The sequence below is a fragment of the Paenibacillus ginsengihumi DSM 21568 genome (assembly GCF_000380965.1).
Taxonomy (GTDB): domain Bacteria; phylum Bacillota; class Bacilli; order Paenibacillales; family NBRC-103111; genus Paenibacillus_G; species Paenibacillus_G ginsengihumi.
Map to the genome: position 1 here is coordinate 1 of NZ_KB905604.1, position 19362 is coordinate 19362.

General features: G+C 58.1%; 19 protein-coding genes, 1 pseudogene and 1 CRISPR repeat array. Of the genes and pseudogenes, 5 read left to right on the plus strand and 15 right to left on the minus strand.

The window, feature by feature from the left end; translation table 11 throughout:
* Positions 1-163 (plus strand): annotated as a pseudogene (locus F591_RS33655) (IS256 family transposase); the annotation flags it as partial.
* A 606-nt stretch (positions 164-769) separates the two neighbouring features.
* Here F591_RS33655 and F591_RS0121220 read toward each other — a convergent pair.
* The 4 genes from F591_RS0121220 to F591_RS0121230 all read right to left on the minus strand — a co-directional run bounded on the left by F591_RS0121220 (position 770) and on the right by F591_RS0121230 (position 3710).
* The gene (locus F591_RS0121220; RefSeq protein ID WP_245581095.1) at positions 770-1837 is read right to left on the minus strand and encodes an ABC transporter substrate-binding protein; all 1068 of its coding nucleotides are present in this window, start codon (positions 1835-1837) and stop codon (positions 770-772) included.
* Positions 1838-1940: 103 nt separating this feature from the next.
* Positions 1941-2339, minus strand: coding sequence for a helix-turn-helix domain-containing protein (locus tag F591_RS29730; RefSeq protein WP_051109234.1), 399 nt, complete (start codon positions 2337-2339; stop codon positions 1941-1943).
* Positions 2332-2784 carry a hypothetical protein gene (locus tag F591_RS29735; RefSeq protein ID WP_051109235.1) on the minus strand — a complete coding sequence of 151 codons (453 nt, stop codon included), beginning with the start codon at positions 2782-2784 and terminating at the stop codon, positions 2332-2334. The genes F591_RS29730 and F591_RS29735 overlap by 8 nt, the downstream gene beginning before the upstream one ends.
* 254 nt (positions 2785-3038) lie before the next feature.
* A complete protein-coding gene (locus tag F591_RS0121230) occupies positions 3039-3710 on the minus strand; it encodes a GNAT family N-acetyltransferase (RefSeq protein WP_019536626.1) in 672 nt (223 codons plus the stop codon).
* A gap of 359 nt (positions 3711-4069) precedes the next feature.
* On the opposite strand from F591_RS0121230, the gene F591_RS0121235 reads away from it, so the two are divergent.
* Positions 4070-4423, plus strand: a complete 354-nt coding sequence (locus tag F591_RS0121235; protein WP_019536627.1) for a DMT family transporter — start codon at positions 4070-4072, stop codon at positions 4421-4423.
* Positions 4424-4425: 2 nt separating this feature from the next.
* Positions 4426-4740: a DMT family transporter gene (locus F591_RS0121240; protein WP_019536628.1), complete on the plus strand. Its 315-nt coding sequence runs from the start codon at positions 4426-4428 to the stop codon at positions 4738-4740.
* A 235-nt stretch (positions 4741-4975) separates the two neighbouring features.
* Here the strand turns inward: F591_RS0121240 and F591_RS0121245 are convergent, their stop codons facing one another.
* The 5 genes from F591_RS0121245 to F591_RS0121265 all read right to left on the minus strand — a co-directional run bounded on the left by F591_RS0121245 (position 4976) and on the right by F591_RS0121265 (position 10131).
* Positions 4976-6037, minus strand: a complete 1062-nt coding sequence (locus tag F591_RS0121245; protein ID WP_026326790.1) for a BtaManbiosPhlase — start codon at positions 6035-6037, stop codon at positions 4976-4978.
* Positions 6038-6110: 73 nt separating this feature from the next.
* A complete protein-coding gene (locus tag F591_RS0121250; protein ID WP_019536630.1) occupies positions 6111-7070 on the minus strand; it encodes an MTP-1 family protein in 960 nt (319 codons plus the stop codon).
* 24 nt (positions 7071-7094) lie between these two features.
* On the minus strand, positions 7095-7934 hold the full coding sequence (locus F591_RS0121255) for a carbohydrate ABC transporter permease (protein WP_019536631.1): 840 nt from the start codon (positions 7932-7934) through the stop codon (positions 7095-7097).
* Entirely contained in the window at positions 7921-8796 is an 876-nt protein-coding gene (locus tag F591_RS0121260) for a carbohydrate ABC transporter permease (protein WP_019536632.1), read from the minus strand. The genes F591_RS0121255 and F591_RS0121260 overlap by 14 nt, the downstream gene beginning before the upstream one ends.
* A 12-nt stretch (positions 8797-8808) precedes the next feature.
* Positions 8809-10131 carry an ABC transporter substrate-binding protein gene (locus F591_RS0121265; protein WP_019536633.1) on the minus strand — a complete coding sequence of 441 codons (1323 nt, stop codon included), beginning with the start codon at positions 10129-10131 and terminating at the stop codon, positions 8809-8811.
* Between the two features lie 310 nt (positions 10132-10441).
* On the opposite strand from F591_RS0121265, the gene F591_RS0121270 reads away from it, so the two are divergent.
* Positions 10442-11461, plus strand: coding sequence for a LacI family DNA-binding transcriptional regulator (locus F591_RS0121270; RefSeq protein ID WP_026326791.1), 1020 nt, complete (start codon positions 10442-10444; stop codon positions 11459-11461).
* A 151-nt stretch (positions 11462-11612) separates the two neighbouring features.
* Here the strand turns inward: F591_RS0121270 and F591_RS28670 are convergent, their stop codons facing one another.
* The 4 genes from F591_RS28670 to F591_RS0121295 form a co-directional block, all read right to left on the minus strand.
* The gene (locus F591_RS28670) at positions 11613-12086 is read right to left on the minus strand and encodes a hypothetical protein (RefSeq protein ID WP_156829649.1); all 474 of its coding nucleotides are present in this window, start codon (positions 12084-12086) and stop codon (positions 11613-11615) included.
* 351 nt (positions 12087-12437) lie between these two features.
* On the minus strand, positions 12438-13427 hold the full coding sequence (locus tag F591_RS0121285) for a zinc-binding dehydrogenase (protein WP_019536637.1): 990 nt from the start codon (positions 13425-13427) through the stop codon (positions 12438-12440).
* A 51-nt stretch (positions 13428-13478) separates the two neighbouring features.
* Positions 13479-14093: a DedA family protein gene (locus F591_RS28675; protein WP_019536638.1), complete on the minus strand. Its 615-nt coding sequence runs from the start codon at positions 14091-14093 to the stop codon at positions 13479-13481.
* 374 nt (positions 14094-14467) lie between these two features.
* Positions 14468-15463: a Gfo/Idh/MocA family protein gene (locus tag F591_RS0121295; RefSeq protein ID WP_019536639.1), complete on the minus strand. Its 996-nt coding sequence runs from the start codon at positions 15461-15463 to the stop codon at positions 14468-14470.
* A gap of 237 nt (positions 15464-15700) precedes the next feature.
* Here F591_RS0121295 and F591_RS0121300 point away from each other — a divergent pair, with 237 nt between their 5' ends.
* Positions 15701-16144, plus strand: coding sequence for an Hsp20/alpha crystallin family protein (locus F591_RS0121300; RefSeq protein WP_019536640.1), 444 nt, complete (start codon positions 15701-15703; stop codon positions 16142-16144).
* Between the two features lie 339 nt (positions 16145-16483).
* Positions 16484-17426: a CRISPR direct-repeat array (repeat unit 28 nt; unit sequence GGATCACCCCCGCACACGCGGGGAACAT).
* A 29-nt stretch (positions 17427-17455) separates the two neighbouring features.
* Here the strand turns inward: F591_RS0121300 and cas2e are convergent.
* Both cas2e and cas1e read right to left on the minus strand, forming a co-directional pair.
* On the minus strand, positions 17456-18361 hold the full coding sequence (gene cas2e, locus F591_RS0121310) for a type I-E CRISPR-associated endoribonuclease Cas2e (RefSeq protein ID WP_019536642.1): 906 nt from the start codon (positions 18359-18361) through the stop codon (positions 17456-17458).
* Positions 18358-19362, minus strand: a complete 1005-nt coding sequence (cas1e, locus tag F591_RS28680; RefSeq protein ID WP_156829650.1) for a type I-E CRISPR-associated endonuclease Cas1e — start codon at positions 19360-19362, stop codon at positions 18358-18360. The genes cas2e and cas1e overlap by 4 nt, the downstream gene beginning before the upstream one ends.

Here is a 19362-nt window from a genome sequence, read left to right on the forward strand (position 1 = left end):
CAATATCGACGCGGTGGAGAAGATCATTTACCTCGACATCATGGACTACAACGAGCGTTATGCTAACCGCGTCACTACTGGTTTCGGTCAGCCGGGTGTCAAGGAAAAGCTGGTACAGATGTTCGAGGAGCGTTATCCCACGACTGCAACATCGGTGGAATAAAAAACCAGCGCCCCGCCTACGCTTGGGCTATGTTCGCCAAGGTGTCAGAACATTCAAACACTATGCGTTCACGCAACCACTTCTGGATATATCTACTACGTTACACAAACTTCTTGACACTACCGGCATATGCGGTTTATCCCCCCGTTTTTGTTGTACAAAATACAACATTTGCTAAACTCCCCCCGAAAATTCAGCGACATCCACACGCTCGATTTTCAATACCGCAGGGGACGACGGGTGATGAGAAGAATCCTCGTCATCGACGTCTCTATGCCAAAAGACGCAAAATCTTCGCAGATTTTGCGTCTTTCCCGGCGCGGGCTGATGATGTCCGGTTGCCTTCCGGTAGTTCCCGGTGCGATCTGTTGCTTTCCGGTTGCCTTCCGGTTGTTCACGTTGCGATCTGATGCTTCCCGGTTGCCTTCCGGTTGTTCCCGATGCGATCTGTTGCCTCCCGATTGCCTTCCGGTTGTTCACGTTGCGATCTGTTGCCTCCCGATTGCCTTCCGGTTGTTCACGTTGCGGTCTGATGCTTCCCGGTTGCTGCCCGGTTGCTGTCCGCCCGCTTCCGGTTGCAGTCCGTTTGCCCCCGGTGACTATGCGCTACTTCCCCTCGCCCATGATCTCGCCGATCAGCTCCAGCCCCTTGGATTGGCCCATGGCGAGCGGTCCGACTATTTCCGTATCGACGACGAACAGCTTCTTGTTCTTCACTGCGTTCAGACTGTTCCAGACCGGATTCGCCTCCAACTCCTTCAGCGTCATTTCCGCGGAATTCGTAAAATCCTCGCCGACGAAAATATAATCCGGGTTCAACTCGCTGACCCCTTCCAGGCTGATTTCGCCCCAGTCCCCCAAGCTGTCGAACGGTTTGAAGCCCATATCCTTGTAGTAAGGCTCCATCCTTTTGCCGCCGTAGTAGCTGAAGCCTTTGCCCCAGGTCATCATGAACAGCGCGGTTTTGCCTTTCTCGCCGCTTTTCTCCATCGCCGCCGCGACTTCCTGCAGCTTGGCGTTATACCGGTCGATATAGACCTGGGCCGCGTCCTCCCGCCCCATAACGGCAGCAACCTGGGTGATCGTATCCTGCCAGTTCTCCGAGGAAGGAATGACAATCGTATCGGCGATTTTCGCCAGCTGCTCGTATATCTTGTCGTCGTCCTCCCAGGCGATGATCACATCGGGGCTCATCTCCAGCACTTTCTCCAGATTCGCCGTGTTGCCCAGGTCGATGATGCGGCCGTCCTTCGTGAACGGATCGTACACCGGAAAGTTCTTCAGCGAGCTCAAGCCCACGACGCCCAGCTTCTCGGGCATCTCGCCAATCGCAAGCAGATGATCGGCGTATGGAAAATAAGTGATGGCCACCGATTTGGGCTTTTCGCGAATCACCGTCTCGCCCTTGGCATGCTTGATCGTCAGCGGATAAGACGCCGCGCCGGCGCCGCTCTTCGCTCCGCCTTCTCCGGCCGCCGCGCCGCCGGCACCCTCCTGCCCGTTACTCGCCCCGCCTTGCCCGGCCGCCGCGTTGTTCCCGCCTGCTCCGGAAGCGTCAAGTTCGCCGCTGCTTCCGGCCCGGGCTCCGCAGCCGGCGAGCAAACCAGCAAGCAGTACGGCACACATGATCAGAACCGTCATTTTCCCATGAAACCTGTCTATAATCCTCTGCACGAATATTACCCCTTCATTGGCAGCAGCCGTCGCCGCGACAAGGCCGTCCGCCGATGTGATAATGATTTTCATTATCGTATATTATAAACGTGCAGCAGCCGCATTAAAATAGAGATTTATCCATTCCAAGGTGGACAATTTCCGACTGGCGGCGGAATTGTGTCGGTGCGCAGCCGCGATGCTTGCGGAATAGCCGGCTGAAATAATGCACGTCCGAATAGCCGACGCTCCTCGCGATCTCGCCGACCGGATACGCTGTCGTCAAGAGCAGATGCTCCGCCCGTTTCATCCGGTGCCGGATCAAATAGCTGATCGGCGACATGCCGGCATACTTGCTGAACAAATAGGCAAAAGGCTTGGCGTCCATGCCGTGCCTGGCGGCCAGCCTGGGGAGGGTCAGCGGCTCCATGTAATGGGCATGAATATACTCGATAGCCTGCTCGATGGCGGGCCTGCTGTCGCGGTTCAGCTTGCAGCGCGCACAAGTCAGCGTCTCATGCAAAATGCCCGTAAAACAGCTCTTTGCCGCGCAGCGCAGAAATGCCGCCCGGCGCCGCCATAACGGCGCGAAGCTGCTCCAGCTTCTCCGCAACGGCCAGGCTCTCCCCGCAATCCAGCATGAAATGCGGCGAGCCGGCGAAGGCAATCATCGGCTCCGCCGTATAATGAATAAGGATATATTCAAATCCGGACGGGCCGGTCTCAAGGATCAGCTCCATATTTTTGCCGCCGTGCAGCACCTTGCCCGGACCGAGCCGATACGGCCTGCCATTGAACGTGAATACGGCCTCTCCCTTAAGCGCAAACACGAGACCGGAGCGAGTCGTCGGATTGGAGCGGCTATGTCCTGCATAACGGCCCGGAGGCAGCGCAGTCCGATAAACGCCGTCCATCGTCAGCAGCCCGGCCGCGAATCGCTGCGCCAGGGCGTTCAAGTCGTTCGCCATGTCTGCCCCCACTCCTTGCGCTTCGCTCAAGGCGCACCCGGGTTGAAATCCGCCTGCTGCCTCAAAAGCGGCTTTGTGTCCTTCAACACCAGCACACTAGCACACTACGACTTGTGCGAAAATAACAGTGCCCTTCAGCATGCCGCCTCCGCCGCGCCTGCCGCCAAAAAAATAGCGGCGCCCTGTTCCCCGGACGCCGCCGCTCCCGGCGCTTGACGCCGCTATTCCCATCCCTTCCGCTCGCCGGCCGCCCGTCAGAGAGGAAGCAGCCGGACAGTTTGCTTCGATTCCAGCGCGCCGATCATATCGAGCCATGCCTGGGGCTTATTCGGCAACACCGCGTAATACCGCTTCAGGAAACGGACGATCAGCTCGGCCGGAAGCTCGCTCTGCTGCTCATTCGTCGGCAGGAAGCACAGATCGAGACCGTGAACGGCTTCCCCGTCGTTGTTCCAGGACGGATGCACGTAAGGGAAGTCGAGCCGCATGTAGCCGAGATGCGACAGCACCTCGCGGCGCACGTACGGGTCCATCGGCTTGATCCCGCCGAAAGCATGATCGCCTGCGCGGTACGGATCGTAGATTTCCGCGAACATGCCGAACAGTTCCCGTCCATTCGCCGCAGCCAGCGCAAGCAGGTCATCCTGCCGCTTCCGCCACAGGAACCGGCCGATGCCAAGCCCCGGCTTGCCGATGATCGTAAAATCCGTCATGGCGACGTTAAAATCGTCGTAATATCGGTATTCCGTCGCTCCGACCACTTCTCCTTCGCTTACGGCGACAAAGACGCGGATGCCCGGGTCCTCCAGCGGCTCTTTCCACAGCTCGTATTCCAGCACTTCCTCGGGCGGGAATACATCCTGCATGAGCCGGTGCATTTTGCGAAACAACGGGTCTTCTATACTTGTAATGCGATGGTATTCCATTCGTTAACCTCTCCTTCCCTGGCTGCTTCCCTATCTATTGTACACGCCCCGCTCAAATGCGCAATGCCTGGGCGATTGCTCACTGATTGCTGACCGATTGCTCACGTTCATGAACCGCCTTTATTCAACCATCCGCCCTCGGCGGGTCCGCGGAACCGTTACTGCATTTTTTGTCCCGATAACATCTTCTCGCCTCGATCCGAGGCATCATCATTTTTGATATCTCGATCACAATCGTTCATTATACGAAAGAGGGGGCTTTCGTATACAATGGAGTTCGGGCAAGCCGCAAAGCTTGGCGTGCGTTCTCCCGTTATCAACAAATTTTCGTTCTTAGCTTTTCAGAGGAGTGTATGGTTGTGAAAAAAGAATGGTGGTTGTTATTGCTGGCCGGGGCGCTGGAGGTCGTCTGGGTATCAGGTCTCAAGCATTCGACAGCCTGGTGGCATTGGGCGATCACCGCGGCCTCGATTATTTTCAGCTTCAAGGTGTTTATCGATGTGGCGGCCAAGCTGCCGCTCGGCACGGTATACGTCCTCTTTACCGGACTCGGCACAGCCGGAACCGTCATCGCCGAAATCGTGCTGTTCGGCGAGCCGGTCAAGCCGCTGAAGCTGCTGTTTATCGCCACGATGGCGGCGGGCGTCCTGGGCCTTAAGCTCGTCACCAAAGACGCCGACGTCGAAGCCGAACGTACGGAAGGAGGAGCCTGATCATGGCCTGGATTGCCCTTGTCGCCGCAGGCCTCTGCGAGGTGCTCGGCGTGCTGGCCCTTAAGAGCATCACGACGTACCGGAACTGGCTGTCGTATGTCTTCTTCGTCGCTGCGTACGGAAGCAGCTTCTCGCTGCTCATGTTGGCCATGTCCGATATTTCCATGGGCACTGCCTACGCGGTCTGGACCGGAATCGGCGCGGTCGGCAGCACGCTGCTCGGGATGTTCGCCTTCGGCGAGCCGAAGGATTGGCGGCGCGGCTTCTTTATTGCCCTGATCATCGTTTCGGCAGTCGGGCTCAAGTGGGCGACGTAGCAATAGTGTACGGCCACAAGGCTCGGGTACTCGCGGCTGAGGGCTCGCGTGCCCTCGGCCATGGCCCGGCGGCACGCCCCGGCGTGCCCTGCCGCGGCGATCAGGCGCCCGTTGTCAAATGCTAGCTTCCCCTTCTCGCTGATCCTGCCGCTTCCTGGGATGCCGCAGCCCTTTTTAAAATGGAACAGTACGCAGCAACGCTATTTGGTCAAAAACGCTGAATCGGGTCGTCCAATCACACCTTCTCCAGACTGTCGAGAATCTCCGTCAAGCTCAGCTCGGCCGCCGCCATCGATGTATCGGCGACGCCGTAGTACATCTTGACGACATCGCCTTCCACGAGCGCTCCGCAGGAGAAGACGACGCCGCCGAAAAAGCCTTCCTTCTCGTACGGCGCTTCCGGTTCGAGAATCGGCTTGCTCGAGCGCGCCAGCACCTTCGCCGGGTCTTCCAGGTCGAGCAGCACCGCGCCCATGCAGTAGCGATGCTCCTTCGTCGCGCCGTGGTACAGCTCGAGCCAGCCCCGCTCCGTGCGGATCGGCACCGCGCCGCCGCCGATGCGGCCGCTGTCCCACATGCCCGGGCGAAGGCCGAGCAGATGGCGGTGATTGCCCCACTGCAGCAGATTGTCCGACTCGGCGATCCAGATCTCCGGATAGCCGACGCTCCTCGTCGTCGGACGGTGGAGGGCGTAATATTTGCCCCCGATCTTCTCCGGGAAGATGAGCACATCCTTGTTGTCCGGGCAAAAAATCATGCCGTGATGAGTCACGGCGCGAAAATCGGTCGTCGACACGAGCGACACGCCGACGCCGACAGGCGACACAGCCGAAAAATAAATATAGTACGTATCGCCGATCTGCGTAATGCGCGGATCTTCGATGCCGAACGATTCCTGCGGCTGCGACGGGTAGATGAACGGCTCGTCATCGACGGTAAAGCGGCGGCCGTCCCGGCTGCGCGCAAGGCGCAAATACGAAAGCGACGTCAAATATTGGAACGTCGCGCCTTCGCTGCGGTTGCGGATGACGCGCGGGTCCGAGAAGTCGTACCGCTCGTCGCGCTCATCCAGTTCGATCAGCTCAAGCCGTCCCTGGGCCGCGTCGTATACCGGCGCCGCGACGATGCCCGGCTTGCGCGTGACAGGCCGTTCCGCCACCCGCAGCAGCATAATAATCTCGTCGCCGTACCGGGCAATGCCGGCGTTGAACGCGCCGATCACCTCGAAGCCGTCGCAGTGGGGCTTGACATCGGCCGGCGTAATCAGCGGATTCTCTTCATAGCGATAAACCTTGATCATAGATGAACTAACTCCCTTGCCTGTAGCTTCGCTTGACCCGGCTGGCCGCCGGCGCGCGCGGCGCCGCCGCTCATTCCGGCTTGCGCTCGTAAGCGGCGAACGGGTCGCGGATCTCGATCCGCTGCGCTTCCGCATCGCCGATGCCGGCGTACAGTGTAGCCGTGCCGTCGCCGTGGCGGATGAGGCCGCCGCTGAAGACGACATCCGCAAGATCCGGCCGCTTGGACGGTCCCGGCGCGAAGTCGGCCCGCTCGGCTATAATTTTGAGCGGGGTGCGGCCGCCCGTCTCGGGATGATAGACGAATACGATCGGATAATAATGACGGTTGCCCTGCTCGTCGAAACGGGCGATATGGCCGAGCACCCCGACGAGACCGCCGTCCAGCAGATGGGCTTCGTTCGCCCCGCCCCATTCCTCGTCGTCAAAATGAGCCTCGAGGAGCGGCGCATCCTCGATCGCCTGCACCGTCAGCTCGTCCAGCGAGCCGATGCGGATGAAGCCGATTTTGCCGCGGCCGCCCTTCTCCCCTTGCGGCCGGGTAAATACGCCGACCGAGCCGTCGTTCAGCTCGACGAGGCGGATGTCCTTCATGCCGTCCGGCCCCTCGAAGAACCGCTCCAGCTCGGCAATGCGCTGTCCCCGGTACAGCACCGTCCGCCACATCAGCTTGCCGGGCTGCTCGGGATGGGGGAAAGTCTCCACGCCGCCGAGCACGTGCAGACCGCCGATCGTCGCATGGAACGGGTCCTGCAGCCGCAGCACCGGCGCCCCTTCGAGGGGCAACCAGACGCCGCCGCGCTCCGTGAAGAAGACGATGTCGGAGTTTTCGCTGTCCCGCGACTCCACCCGTCCGGCGATGATCGTCTCCCCGCCGTCCTGGAACGGAGCCGCAATATTGTATACGTCCTTGCCGTCCACGCCTCCGAAATTCAGCTTCTGCGCGCCGCCGGCCCGCTCCCCGGCGCTTCGGTACTGCTCGAGCAGGGCGTCGCACTTCTGAACGGACGTCTTCTCCGAAAAGTAAGTCATGGCTGAATGAAGCACTCCTTGTTGTCATTTGAGATTGAATTGCATGCCTTCTTGAAACTTTTTCCCGAAAATAACGAACAGCACGATGATCGGCAGCGTCAGCAGCACAGACGCCGCGTACAGCGGCCCCGGATACGTCGCGTACGGGCCGAACATTTGCGACAGCAGCACGTTGAGCGTCAGCAGCTCGTCGCTTTGCACGACAATCATGTCCCACAACAGCTCCGTCCACCGCTCCATCAACAGGAACAGGAAGACGACGGTTGTGATCGATTTGGACATCGGCAGCATAATCTTGTACATGATCGTCCAGTCGCTGGCTCCGTCGAGCTTGGCCGCTTCGATGAACGCATCAGGGATCGCCTTGAAAAAGTTCGTGTACATGAAAATCGCCCACAAGCTGAGCGCCTTCGGCACAATCATCCCGAGATACGTATCGTACATGCCGATCCGCTGCACCGTCAAAAACGTCGGAATGAGCAAAATGATGGCCGGAAAAAACATATGGAACAGCACGAAATTGTTCGTAAAATCGCGGCCGCGGAATTTCAGCTTCGCCAGCGCGTAGGCGACCATCACCCCGAACAGCATCATCAGCGCCGTCGAGGCGACGGAGACGATGACGCTGTTCACAAACGCCGTCGTCCACGGCCGGGACACGCCGGTCTCGCCGCCGGAAAACAGCCATTCGTACGACTTCAGCGTGTACGAGGTCGGAATCAGCCTGCGGTCGATCTGGCTCCAGTCGGCGAGCGAATTGAGCACCATGTACAAATACGGATAGACCAGCAAGAGCAGCAGGACGAGCGCGAAGGCATAGCGCACCGCAAGCCGCAGCTGGCGATGGCGTTTAGCTCCAACCATAGCGCTTCCCCCACCATTCCAATAGTTTGCGGACGACGTAGATCGAAGCGAACGTCGCCAGCGACGCCAGCAGCGCTACGGCGGATGCGTAGCCGGCCTGCAAGTTTTTGAACGCCTGATTGAAAATCTCCATCTGCCACGTATTCGTCGCGAAGCTCGGACCGCCGCCGGTCAGCTGGTACACTTCGGTGAAGATGCCGAAGGTGACCCCGAAGGCCAGAATAAGCGTCGTATACAGCGACGGATAGAGCAGCGGCAGCGTGATCTTCCAGAACCGCTGGCGGTCCGTCACGCCGTCGATGGCGGCCGCTTCGTAAATTTCCTTGTCGATGCTGCCCAGTCCGGCGGTCAGGATGAGCGCATAATAGCCCGTGAATTTCCAGGCCAAAATGACGCCGACGACAAACAGCGCAGCCATCGGCGTGCCGAGCCAGTCGATCGAGATGCCGAAGCCCCGAAGCAGCGTATTCACCGGGCTGTTATAGGACAGCAGCCCTTTGACGATCAGCGAGGAAACGACCCCCGACGACAAGTACGGCAGGAAAAAGCCGATCAGGAACAAGCTTTTGCAGCGCGGCAGCCCGCTTACGAGCACCGCCACGGTCAGCGCCATCACCGTCACGATCGGAATGAAGACGAGCATGAACTTGTAGGTGACCCAGAACGCGGAGCGCACGCCCGGCGAACGGAGCGCGTCCAGGAAATTGCCCAATCCGACGAAATGATATTCCGGCGCGATCAGATCCCAGTCGGTAATGGACAAATACAAAGACCAGACGAGCGGAACTACAAAGAACACGACGGAATAAATGAGGTACGGGCTGGTAAACAGCCAGCCCAACCTGTTGTTAGGCCGTTCCATAAGAAGACTCCTTTATTTCAGTGCGGCTTCGATGGCCTTCTTCATATTGGCCCAGCCATCCTGCGGCGAAATTTCGCCGCGCACCACCTTGTTCAGCGCCTCCTGACCGATCAGCGTTTGCAGCTCGTTATATTTCGCGTTATCTACCGGCGGCACGGCGTTCGGCACATTCTCCGCATACGGCGCCAGCTCCGGGTTAGCCTTCAAGATGGCCTGGAACGATTCGTTCGTCGTCAGATCGTCGCGCGCCGGCGGCAGCATCGTCTGCTCGAACCATTTCAGGTCGTTCTCCGGATTCGCGTAAACCCACTTCAGGAAATCCATCGCCGCTTTCTTCTGCTCTTCCGTAGCGGAGGCGTAGATGACGATCCCCTTCGTATCTGCGAACGTCTTGCTTGCCGCCGGGTCCTGGCCGTCAGGCACCGGCGGCATCGACAGCGCGAACGTCTCGCCGTATTTCATCTCCGGAAATTTCTCCTTCCAGTACGTGAATGTCCACGGGCCGAGATCGGCGAACACGCTCGTTCCGGTCTCGAACGGGTCGGTCGCATTCTGCGTCAGAAGGCCGCCGGCCTTGCGCAGGTTATCGAGGAAGGTCAGCGTCTCCACGCCGGCCTTGTCGTCTCCGACGAACCGGTTACCTTCGATGAAATTGTTGCCTCCCGACGCGGCGTTATAGAGCATGAAGAAGTCGAACCAGCGCTTCCAGGCGGTCGGATCGGCCAGGTCGGCCTTCGCCCACAGGTAGCGGTCTTTATTCGCCGCCTTCAGCTTTCCGGTCAGCTCCAGCACTTCGCTATACGTTTGCGGCGGCCGGTCATAGCCGAGTTCCTTCAAGAGGTCGATGCGCCAGCCGAACAGCATCGCATTGGAGTATATCGGCAATACATATTGATGGCCGTCCGCGAACGACCACGATTCGATCGTCTGCGACATGTTCCGGCTGCCGACGATCTCGGCAAAACCGGGCAGCGTATCGAGCGGGACGAGCGCCTTGCTTCCGGCCAGCTGCGCCGCGAACCCGCGGTTGATGTTCTCGGACATCGTCGGCGCACTCTTGCCGGCCAGCGCCGCCTGAATGCTCGCCTCCGAGCTCGGCGATTCCTTGATGGCGCTCACGTTGATCTTGACGCCGGGATTGTCCGCTTCGTACGCTTTGGCCATCTGCTGCCAATACGCCTGCTGCGTCGGATTGGGCGCCGCCCAAAATTCGATGGTCGTCACGCCGCCCTCGGCTGCGGCGCCGCCTCCCGGATTTCCTTGGCCGGTGGAGCAGGCGGACAACACAGAGCCTAACATGACCGATAAGAGAAGAACCGCGTTACTTTTTCTCATCGTCCCCAAGACCTCCCGAAAGATTCACCATTTTCGTCACGAAAGTAATGTAAAGTAACGTTACTTACAATAAAAACAAGGCAAATGAAAGCGTTTATGCCTTCATTATCATCATTATCAGCGAAAAAGTCAAGTTATAATGTCACATATCAATTTACAATGTTAACTTTACAAAATGATTTTGTAACGTTACAATTGTAGTGTTGACGCAAAGCTGCGCTGTCATTGACAATAGGAATATTCATAAGAGCAGGCATCGGATCGGCAGATCGCGGCCTTGACCAGGAAAGGGAAGAAAGGGATGAACGGCATGAAAGCGAAAGTGACGATGCAGGATATCGCCGACCGGCTTAATCTGTCCAAAAACTCCGTTTCGCAGGCGCTGACCGGCAAATCCGGCGTCAGCGAGACGACGCGGCAGCTGATTATCGAAACGGCGGAGCAGATGGGCTATGTATACAGCAAAGATAAGAAACGGCGGCAGCCGAATGCGCCGGGCGGGGGCAGTATTGCGCTGATCGCTTCCGATTTCGCGTTCTCCCAGAAAAACTTTTTCGGCGGCATCTATCTCAGCATCGAGAAGAAAGTGCGCGAGCGCGGCTACGAGCTATTGATCCAATCGGTCAACAAGGCGCAGGCCGCCGCGCTGGACCTCCCGCCGTTTGTAGCGAACCGGTCGGTGGCGGGGGTGCTGGCGCTCTCCCATATCACGACCGATTATATCAATGCCGTGATCGATACGGGCATCCCGACCGTGCTGATCGACCATCACCATCCCGATATCGCGGCGGACAGCGTGCTGACCAACAACCGGTTCGGGGCTTACGAAGCGGTGCGCCACCTGATCCGGCTCGGGCACCGGTCCATCGGGTATGTCGGAGATATCGCTTTTTCGCCGAGCTACTACGAGCGGCTGGACGGCTACCGGCTCGCCCTGCACGAGCACGGCCTGGAGGCGGACGACCGCTTTATCATCGATCACGCGCAGGAGGACAGCTCCTATATTAATAACCTTGTCCAGCAGCTCGATGCTCATCCGACCGCATGGTTTTGCGTCAACGACGGGCTCGGCTTCATGCTGAACTCCGCCCTGCAGCAGATCGGCTTGCGCGTGCCCGAGGACGTCTCCGTCGTCAGCTTCGACAACGGCTACTTGTCGCGCATCGCTACGCCAACGATCACAACGGTCAACGTCGATCTCGAGCTGTTCGGCAGTTGCGCGGTCGAAAGGCTCATGGAGCGGATCGCCGAACCGGACAAGCCGCTGACGGAAACGCTGCTGCCGACCAATCTGATCGTCCGCGAATCTTCGGCGTCGCCGAAAGTCTAAATCGGAAACGCAAACAACCTCCATGGGATGTGGAGGCTTTCGTTTATTGGTATATGAAAATAGGCCAACCGGAGTCCGGCTGACCTGGTTCAGGCAAAAACAGCGTCTTGCTTGCGAAAGAAGCGGCATCAAGGTTGAACCGATCAAGAAATCAGGATGATACGGACAAGGCCGACCCGTCCTGCCGAAGCGGCTTGCTGCAGCTGACCGTTCCCCGCCCAGGGGAATCCGGGATCGCATCCATGACGCACACCTGCTTTTGCACCTGGTATTTGTCTTTTATCGGAATGATCGAATATTCGACGGGGGACCATTCTCCGTAATGGTCGGTATCGTAGGTGAGGGCGACGGACACCTTCAGCTCGCTTAAATCCGACGCATCGACATTCACGATGGCAAAGTCGATGAGCGCAATGCCGTCGGAGCCTTTCCGGTTCACGACCTCCGTAAAATAGTCGTGAGCAATGCTGCGGGCCGCCGCCTCCGGATTGCTCACCACTTCCTTGACCGGCTTGCCCGACTTCGCTTCGGCCGGAACGTTCAACGCCTCCGCGCTGGCAATGCCTACGCAACCGGCAAACAGCAGCGCTACTAACAGAGAAGCAAATCGCGTCGATCTCTGCATCGTTTTCACCTCGGCACTCCATGATTACTTCAATAGTATACACATCATTCCCCTCTCATGTAAAATCGTTCCACATCGCAGATCGAGCTTTTGCAGCTCCTCCATGTGAGGCGGCGGCTCCAGCGCCAGCAGCGAGCAATCAGCAATATAAAATATGGCGAGATGCGCTCGTTCGCCTGAATGTCTCGAAGCAGGCCGTCCGTCACCTGGCCAACGCGCGGGAAGGGGCTCGACTCAGCGCCCGAGAAAGCGGATCGTCCCCGTCATTTCCGTTATCGTATCGGCCCTATGCCCGGCCATAGGCTGGGCGAACGACTCCTGCTTGGATTGCGGCACGCATTGCCGGTCCCCTTAATCCGTTAACAAAATTTTGCCGCTCCTCCCGGGCCGCTCGGCGGCGCGGACAGCTTCCCGAAACTCCGCGAGCGGGTAAGCCGCGGCGGCCGGCGGCAGCTGCAAACGGCTGTCCGCAACGGCCGAAATTAAGCGGCGGAACGTGTCCTGCCACACCGGCGCTGTCGTTCTGGCCAGCCAGTGCCGAAGATGGAACAAGGTCGCCCGGACCTGGGTTTCGCGAGCAATCGCGGCCCAATCGACCGGCACCCTGGACAGCAGGCCGATCGACAAGTACGTGCCGCCGGGCTGCAGGCAGCGGGCCAGCTTCGTCCCTTCCGGCCCGCCAATGGCATCGATGGCGGCGGTAGCGCCGCGGCCTTTTGTCAGCTCCATGACCGAGGGGTACAGGTCGGCTTCCGCCGTGTGAACGATATGCGCCGCGCCAAGCCGGAGCAGCTCTTTCGTATGTACGCGGTTTCGGATTACGGCAATCAACCGAAAGCCCCGCAGCTTCGCCAGTTGGGCGATCACGCGGCCGAGCGATGAGCCTGCGGCATTGACCAGCACGATGTCGCCCGGCTTAAGCGCCAGCACCTCCGTGCACACGAGCCACGCCGTAAGCGGATTAATATATAGCTGCGCCGCTGTCGCGTCGCCCAGCTCGTCCGGGACGGGCACGGCCAATGCCGCGGATGTTCTCACAACTTCCTGCCACGTGCCCTCTCCCCTCAAGGGCAGCACGCGCCGCCCGACAAGCTCCTTCGGAACGTCAGGCCCGACCTCCTCGACGATGCCGACGCCTTCGTAGCCGGGCACGGCGGGAAGCGCTATGCGGTGGGCGTAAGACCCGCGAATCGGGATCAAGTCCGACGGGTTGATCGGCCGCGCCTTCATGCGGACGAGCATTTCTCCGGCTGCCGGCGGCGCCAACGTCATCCGTTCCCAGCGCAGCACCTGCTCAGGCTCTCCGAATGTATGATAGCGTATCTGCCCAGCTTTCAGCATCGTTTCCTCCTTCGCCGTGTTGTCTGCTGCTCGGCTGACGGTCGCCGGCCTTCATGCCCCGACATCTCCTTCCCCTTCGGCAGCGGGAAAATATTTCCGAATGCCAGATAGCACGATGAGCATTCCCGTCAGGCAAGGAGCCAGCACCTTCTCCGGATGCAGGGCAGCAAGCGCATCGGCCAGCTCGTCCCCCGCCAAATAGCCGAAGCCGAAAAACAGCAGCGTCCACGTCACCGCGCCGGCATACGATACCGCTGCGAACGTCCGGTACGGGATGCGACTTGCTCCCGCCATAACCGGCGCGATGTAGCGGATGATCGGAATGAAGTAGCTGACGAATAAAGCGATGCCCCCATACCGGTGAAACAGCCGTTCGGCCGCCGCCATGGAACGGCCGTACTTGCGATGTTTTCTAAGCTTCTCGACCAGCGGATTGCCGAAATGCTTGCCGATCAGAAAACCAGCCGTAACCGCAGTGATCATCCCGGAAACGATGCACAGATATACGAGCCAAGGGAGCAAGCCCCCGTTGCCGGTAATCAGGCCGCTCGTCGTCACGATCACCTCATTGGGCAGCGGAATGCCGAACGGCCCGAAGCTTAGCGCCAAATAAAAGATCCAGTACCCGTACTGATCGACCAAATTTATGAAAAAGCCGCTGTCCATCGCCGTCTCTCCTTCTCTAATCGCTTTCTTTATCGGTATACCTTGATACTACCTGACAAATGTGAAAACCGTTTTAAGAAAATGCTTAAGAAAACGATATTTTTGGAGAAGGATCATTCAAAATTGCGGGAGACGAGTCGGGATACGGTGCGGTATAGATGGAGGGGGATAGGAGTGCGGAGGGCACACGCGAACCTCGACGCCGCACCAGCCATTGCCCGCCGGGCCATACCTGCCTGCGGTTGTGCTGCGCCTGTTTGCCGTGGATGCCTTGCCTTTAAGCGCGGCTGCGCCTACAGGGCCAGGGCATGCCTTGCGCCCCCTCGCATTGGTTTATAGTGCCGCCATAACGATAGCTTCTGCGGCGGCCCTGCCTATCGCACAGACTTTGCGTCTGCGGGGAACACGAGCCCGAACTGGCGCCGGGCCTCGTCCAGAATGCCGAGCGTGAGCAAAGAATGGGCGTGCGAATTGACGGGCGACTCCCGCAGGCCGGAGCGGATCAGCCGAATAAATTCCTGCGCTTCGTAGAACATCTCGTTCGCGTGCTGCTGCCGCGTCAAATCCTCCGTCGATCCGTCGCGGTAGCGGATTTGTACGCTGGACGGGCGGCTGATTTTATCGATGATCATCGTGCCATGCTCGCCCTGAATCTCCGCAGGCAAGTAGGAATCGGTCATTTTCGAATGGATGACGACCGCATCCATATCCTTGTACTGCAGCGTCACCGTCCCTTCCCCGTCGACTCCGGACTCCAGCATGACGCCGCTCGCCTGCACCCGCTCGGGTCTTCCGAACAGCACGACGGCCGGATAGACGCCATAAATGCCCAAATCCATCAGGGAGCCATTGGAGAACGCCGGGTTGAACGCATTGAGCACCGTTCCCTTCTTATAGGCGTCATAGCGCGACGAATACTGACAAAAGCTGGCGAAATAGCGGCGAATCGGCCCCAGCTTGGGCAAATGCTCGCGCACCGCGGCAAAGTTGGGGAGCACTGTCGACTTCATCGCTTCCATTAGCACAACGCCATTGCGCTTCGCGGCTTCGATCATCTCCTGCAGCTCGGCGGCGTTGGAGGCGATGGGCTTCTCGCACAGCACATGCTTGCCATGATTCATGCAGACGATCGCCTGTTCCGCATGCAGCGAATTCGGGCTGGCAATATACACGGCGTCGATCGCGCCGCTGGCCGCCATCGCCTGCAAATCGGTGTAAACCGCTTCGGCTCCGTGCTTGCGGGCGAACTCCCGCGCCCGTTCCTCCGTCCGCGAATAGACTGCCGCCAGCACAAACTCTCCCGTCTCTCGCGCCGCTTCGATAAACGACTCCGTAATCCAATTCGTTCCGATAACCGCAAAACGTATCATGTCAGGCTCCTTTGTCCGATATTCTCACCGTTTATCATGGGCTAGCCCGCACCATTTGTCAAACGGTCGCTCCTCTGCGGAGCATCCCCGTTCAAACTGCGGAAGGTGCGCTATGGCCGCCGCTGAACATACATACCCCTTTTCCATGCCGCGGCCAAGAAGATGCTCCGAATAATCGCTATAGCATCCGGTTATAATCACATTGTCCAATATTTATCACGCATGGAGGTATGACTAATGGCGCTTGTACCGTACGAACCGTTCCGCCATCTCGAGAACATGAGACGCGAGCTGGACCGGTTTTTCTCGCATGATTTTTCCGGTCTGAAAGGGGGCCTGGCACATGTTTTTGGCCATCTGAATGTCGATGTGTACGAAACCGGGCATGAAGTGGTGGCGACCTGCGACATCCCGGGACTGGAGAAAAAGGAAGACGTCAGCATCGACGTCGACCGCAACGTGCTGACGATCAGCGGAACGGTGAACCGGGTGAACGAGGTGAAGGAGGAGCATATGCACCGGCAGGAGCGTTTTGCCGGCCGTTTTCACCGGTCCGTTACCCTGCCGCACGACGTATCGCCTGAGGGCATCAAAGCGACGTACCGGAACGGCGTGCTGGAAATCCGCATGCCGAAGCAGCAGGGAGATACAAGAAAACGCATCGACGTTCAATTCCATTAAGCCAACGCCGCTGCAGCCTCGCAAGCCATTAAAGCAGACCTGGTCCTCGGGATCAGGTCTTGTTCTGCCATCCACTCGTCGAGGCTTAGTAGAAGCGGAATGGCCGCCATTCTCCACTTGACCTGCCGATGAACGCACAGCAGCGCGAGGACCAAAGTATGCGATATTCGTTCCAGACAGCCGTGCTTGCGACCGCGGGCCAGAGCTCGCGCATGTAACGCCATCAAGGAGAGACGCCCCATTGGTCGCCGCCATACATTCTCTCTGCAAAATCACTCGTACGCAAACCGCATACGCGGGGAACATGACGATATCGGCGTACGCGATTGCAGCGAGGCGGGATCACCCCCGCACACGCGGGGAACATCCCGAAATAGACAGAACGCCTACTAACAGGATAGGATCACCCCCGCACACGCGGGGAACATGTAGTCAATCGCGATGTATCGGCTTGCCAATCGGGATCACCCCCGCACACGCGGGGAACATCGGCCATTACTCCGGCACGGGTACAGGGTTGGCGGATCACCCCCGCACACGCGGGGAACATTTATACCACGAAATACGGCAATATTGTATTAAAGGATCACCCCCGCACACGCGGGGAACATCCGCGCGCGGGTTGGTAAACGGGCGACATCAGAGGATCACCCCCGCACACGCGGGGAACATTTTGACATCTCTACTATTGAGGACGGGGTTCTCGGATCACCCCCGCACACGCGGGGAACATTAAAACAAAAACCAATAGGTGCAACACCAACTAGGATCACCCCCGCACACGCGGGGAACATATAAACTGTCAGGCCCTTCTCCTCTTGGATCTAGGATCACCCCCGCACACGCGGGGAACATCTTTATCATCTTCGGATTGAAGTTGAGATTCAAGGATCACCCCCGCACACGCGGGGAACATTACGTTTGCCATTATTATAATCCTCCTCGTATAGGATCACCCCCGCACACGCGGGGAACATAACAACATATTATTTCTCATTTTTGACCCCATAGGATCACCCCCGCACACGCGGGGAACATCTCCAATGGGGGCAGCCATAACGGCGAACTGTCGGATCACCCCCGCACACGCGGGGAACATTAAATCTTCGTGGAGCGTTACAACGATGATTCCGGATCACCCCCGCACACGCGGGGAACATTATATAGCTCGACATCCCCGGACAGTGAAGTTGGGATCACCCCCGCACACGCGGGGAACATCGTTACGGTTTCCGCGCAGATGAAGGTCGGATGGGATCACCCCCGCACACGCGGGGAACATACTAAAAAAATCCCGTAATCATCCGCTTTTTATAACTCTTGCTCCCTGATTTCATTGAGTTTCTGATAAAGTTGCATTGTGGCAAAACAGTCATCCAAACTGCGGTGCAGCCGTTTAACCGGGATCTGAAAATAGTCAACCAACGTATCCAGCCTGTAATTTGCCAACTTATCAATGCAGCGTTTGGCCAGCGAGTTCGTATCCGTCCGTTGATTGGTAATAAGCGGAAAACCGTATTTTGCGCACGCCGCCCGGATAAAAGCGTAGTCGAAATAGCCATGATGCGCTATCACCGGCAAATCTCCGATAAAAGCAAGGAATTCGGGCAATACTTCCTCCAACCGTCTCCCCTCAGCCTGTAGCATCTCTTCCGTTAATCCGGTTAATTTCGATGCAGAGGGCGATATCCTGCCATTAATCTTCAACAAGGCTTGAAAAGTCGCTTCCACCTGCCGCTCCCGCACTTTCACCGCACCAATCTCCATCATTTCATCGCGTTCCGGGGACAATCCTGTCGTTTCGACATCGATGACGACATAATCATGCCAAGGCCGATAGACGCTTTTCGTCATGCGCTTTGCTGTCTGCATCTTTGCCGACCTGCTGAATTTACCGTTTAACGTTTCCTCTGGTACGGCGTCCCGACTTGCTATTCGAGGCAACGATGGGCGTAGCATCAATTTCAGTCCGTCAAAATCAATCGGTTCCCATTCCGCGTTATGGGTTCGAAAGTCCAAACCTTGCTCGCTTGTGCCAGAATGAAATACCATGATCGCCCGGCCGCTTTGAACATGTTCCTGAACCCGGTGCCAAATCTGTTCTCGTACCCTTGCACTAACTCGCCCCACGTACACGCCGGTATCGATTTCCAGCAGCCACCTCGTCAATTCTCCGCGCAAGGAAGGCGGGCCGTTCGTTAATGTAAGCACGATCATGAGCGTTCCTCCAGCAGATTTCCATAACCTTCTTCCAGTCCTTCGTCATCCTCATCCAATCGTTTGCCGTAAGACACCCCATGGGCCACGGCCCCAGTTCTATCATCCCATAATCGTACAATGTTGACATCCAGGCGCTCATCCTGAGCCTCTTCCTTGTCCAGCAGCAAGGCGCGAATGTCTCTCACCACGGTTTCCAAAATACGTCCATCCGCGATCGCATCACGCACTCGCCGCCGCGTCGTCCCGCCGATATCCTTCGGCTGTTCTGCCGCTACCTGAAAAGCGATCGGAATCGTCAACTCCGCCTTGTACAGATCAGCAATATCGTACACAAACGATCGCTCATGTCCGGTATGAATGAACCCCAGCCCTGGCGAGCAACCCAAAGCGACGATGACGCTGTGCACCACCCCGTACAGACAGGCATGAGCCGCTGACAATGCCATGTTCACCGCATCGCTTCCCCCGAAATCATTCGGATTATAAACCCTGCCTTTCCAGTGAACCCCCGTATCCTGGGATACTTTCCGATAAACCGCACGAATTCTGGCTCCCTCGCGTCCCCGCAACTGCTGCATGGACAATTTGGATACATCTTCATCCGGAAAGCGAAGCTGATACATGTGGCGGGCCACCGCAATCCGCGATCTTGTATTGGATACCAATTCCGCCTGGCGAATCAACAAATGCGCCGAGTGGGTGAGCGGTTGCCCGTGGGCATAATATCGAACGCCTCTCTCCCCCACCCAGATGACACTGGTTGCCGTATCGCCGATCAATTCTATCGCACGATGACTGATTGTGGAACCGGGGCCCAGCATCAGCACGCCCAGCGATGCAGCCGGAACGTGTACAGTACCACGCGCATCCGTTACCGTGATCGCTCCGTCCTGACGATTGATAGTACACCGTTCCAGATAAAGAAACGAAAACCGGTCACGTACGGTTGGAAGAGCGTGCAGCCCGGGCTTGTCCATGCTCGTACGTTTTGAACCCAT

Coding starts and splice junctions, on each gene's coding strand:
- F591_RS29735 (WP_051109235.1), bottom strand. CDS start 2,784: ATGGCGAACGACTTGAACGCCCTGGCGCAGCGATTCGCGGCCGGGCTG.
- F591_RS0121230 (WP_019536626.1), bottom strand. CDS start 3,710: ATGGAATACCATCGCATTACAAGTATAGAAGACCCGTTGTTTCGCAAA.
- F591_RS0121240 (WP_019536628.1), top strand. CDS start 4,426: ATGGCCTGGATTGCCCTTGTCGCCGCAGGCCTCTGCGAGGTGCTCGGC.
- F591_RS0121250 (WP_019536630.1), bottom strand. CDS start 7,070: ATGACTTACTTTTCGGAGAAGACGTCCGTTCAGAAGTGCGACGCCCTG.
- F591_RS0121255 (WP_019536631.1), bottom strand. CDS start 7,934: ATGGTTGGAGCTAAACGCCATCGCCAGCTGCGGCTTGCGGTGCGCTAT.
- F591_RS0121260 (WP_019536632.1), bottom strand. CDS start 8,796: ATGGAACGGCCTAACAACAGGTTGGGCTGGCTGTTTACCAGCCCGTAC.
- F591_RS0121265 (WP_019536633.1), bottom strand. CDS start 10,131: ATGAGAAAAAGTAACGCGGTTCTTCTCTTATCGGTCATGTTAGGCTCT.
- F591_RS0121270 (WP_026326791.1), top strand. CDS start 10,442: ATGAAAGCGAAAGTGACGATGCAGGATATCGCCGACCGGCTTAATCTG.
- F591_RS28670 (WP_156829649.1), bottom strand. CDS start 12,086: ATGCAGAGATCGACGCGATTTGCTTCTCTGTTAGTAGCGCTGCTGTTT.
- F591_RS0121285 (WP_019536637.1), bottom strand. CDS start 13,427: ATGCTGAAAGCTGGGCAGATACGCTATCATACATTCGGAGAGCCTGAG.
- F591_RS28675 (WP_019536638.1), bottom strand. CDS start 14,093: ATGGACAGCGGCTTTTTCATAAATTTGGTCGATCAGTACGGGTACTGG.
- F591_RS0121295 (WP_019536639.1), bottom strand. CDS start 15,463: ATGATACGTTTTGCGGTTATCGGAACGAATTGGATTACGGAGTCGTTT.
- F591_RS0121300 (WP_019536640.1), top strand. CDS start 15,701: ATGGCGCTTGTACCGTACGAACCGTTCCGCCATCTCGAGAACATGAGA.
- cas2e (WP_019536642.1), bottom strand. CDS start 18,361: ATGATCGTGCTTACATTAACGAACGGCCCGCCTTCCTTGCGCGGAGAA.
- cas1e (WP_156829650.1), bottom strand. CDS start 19,362: ATGGGTTCAAAACGTACGAGCATGGACAAGCCCGGGCTGCACGCTCTT.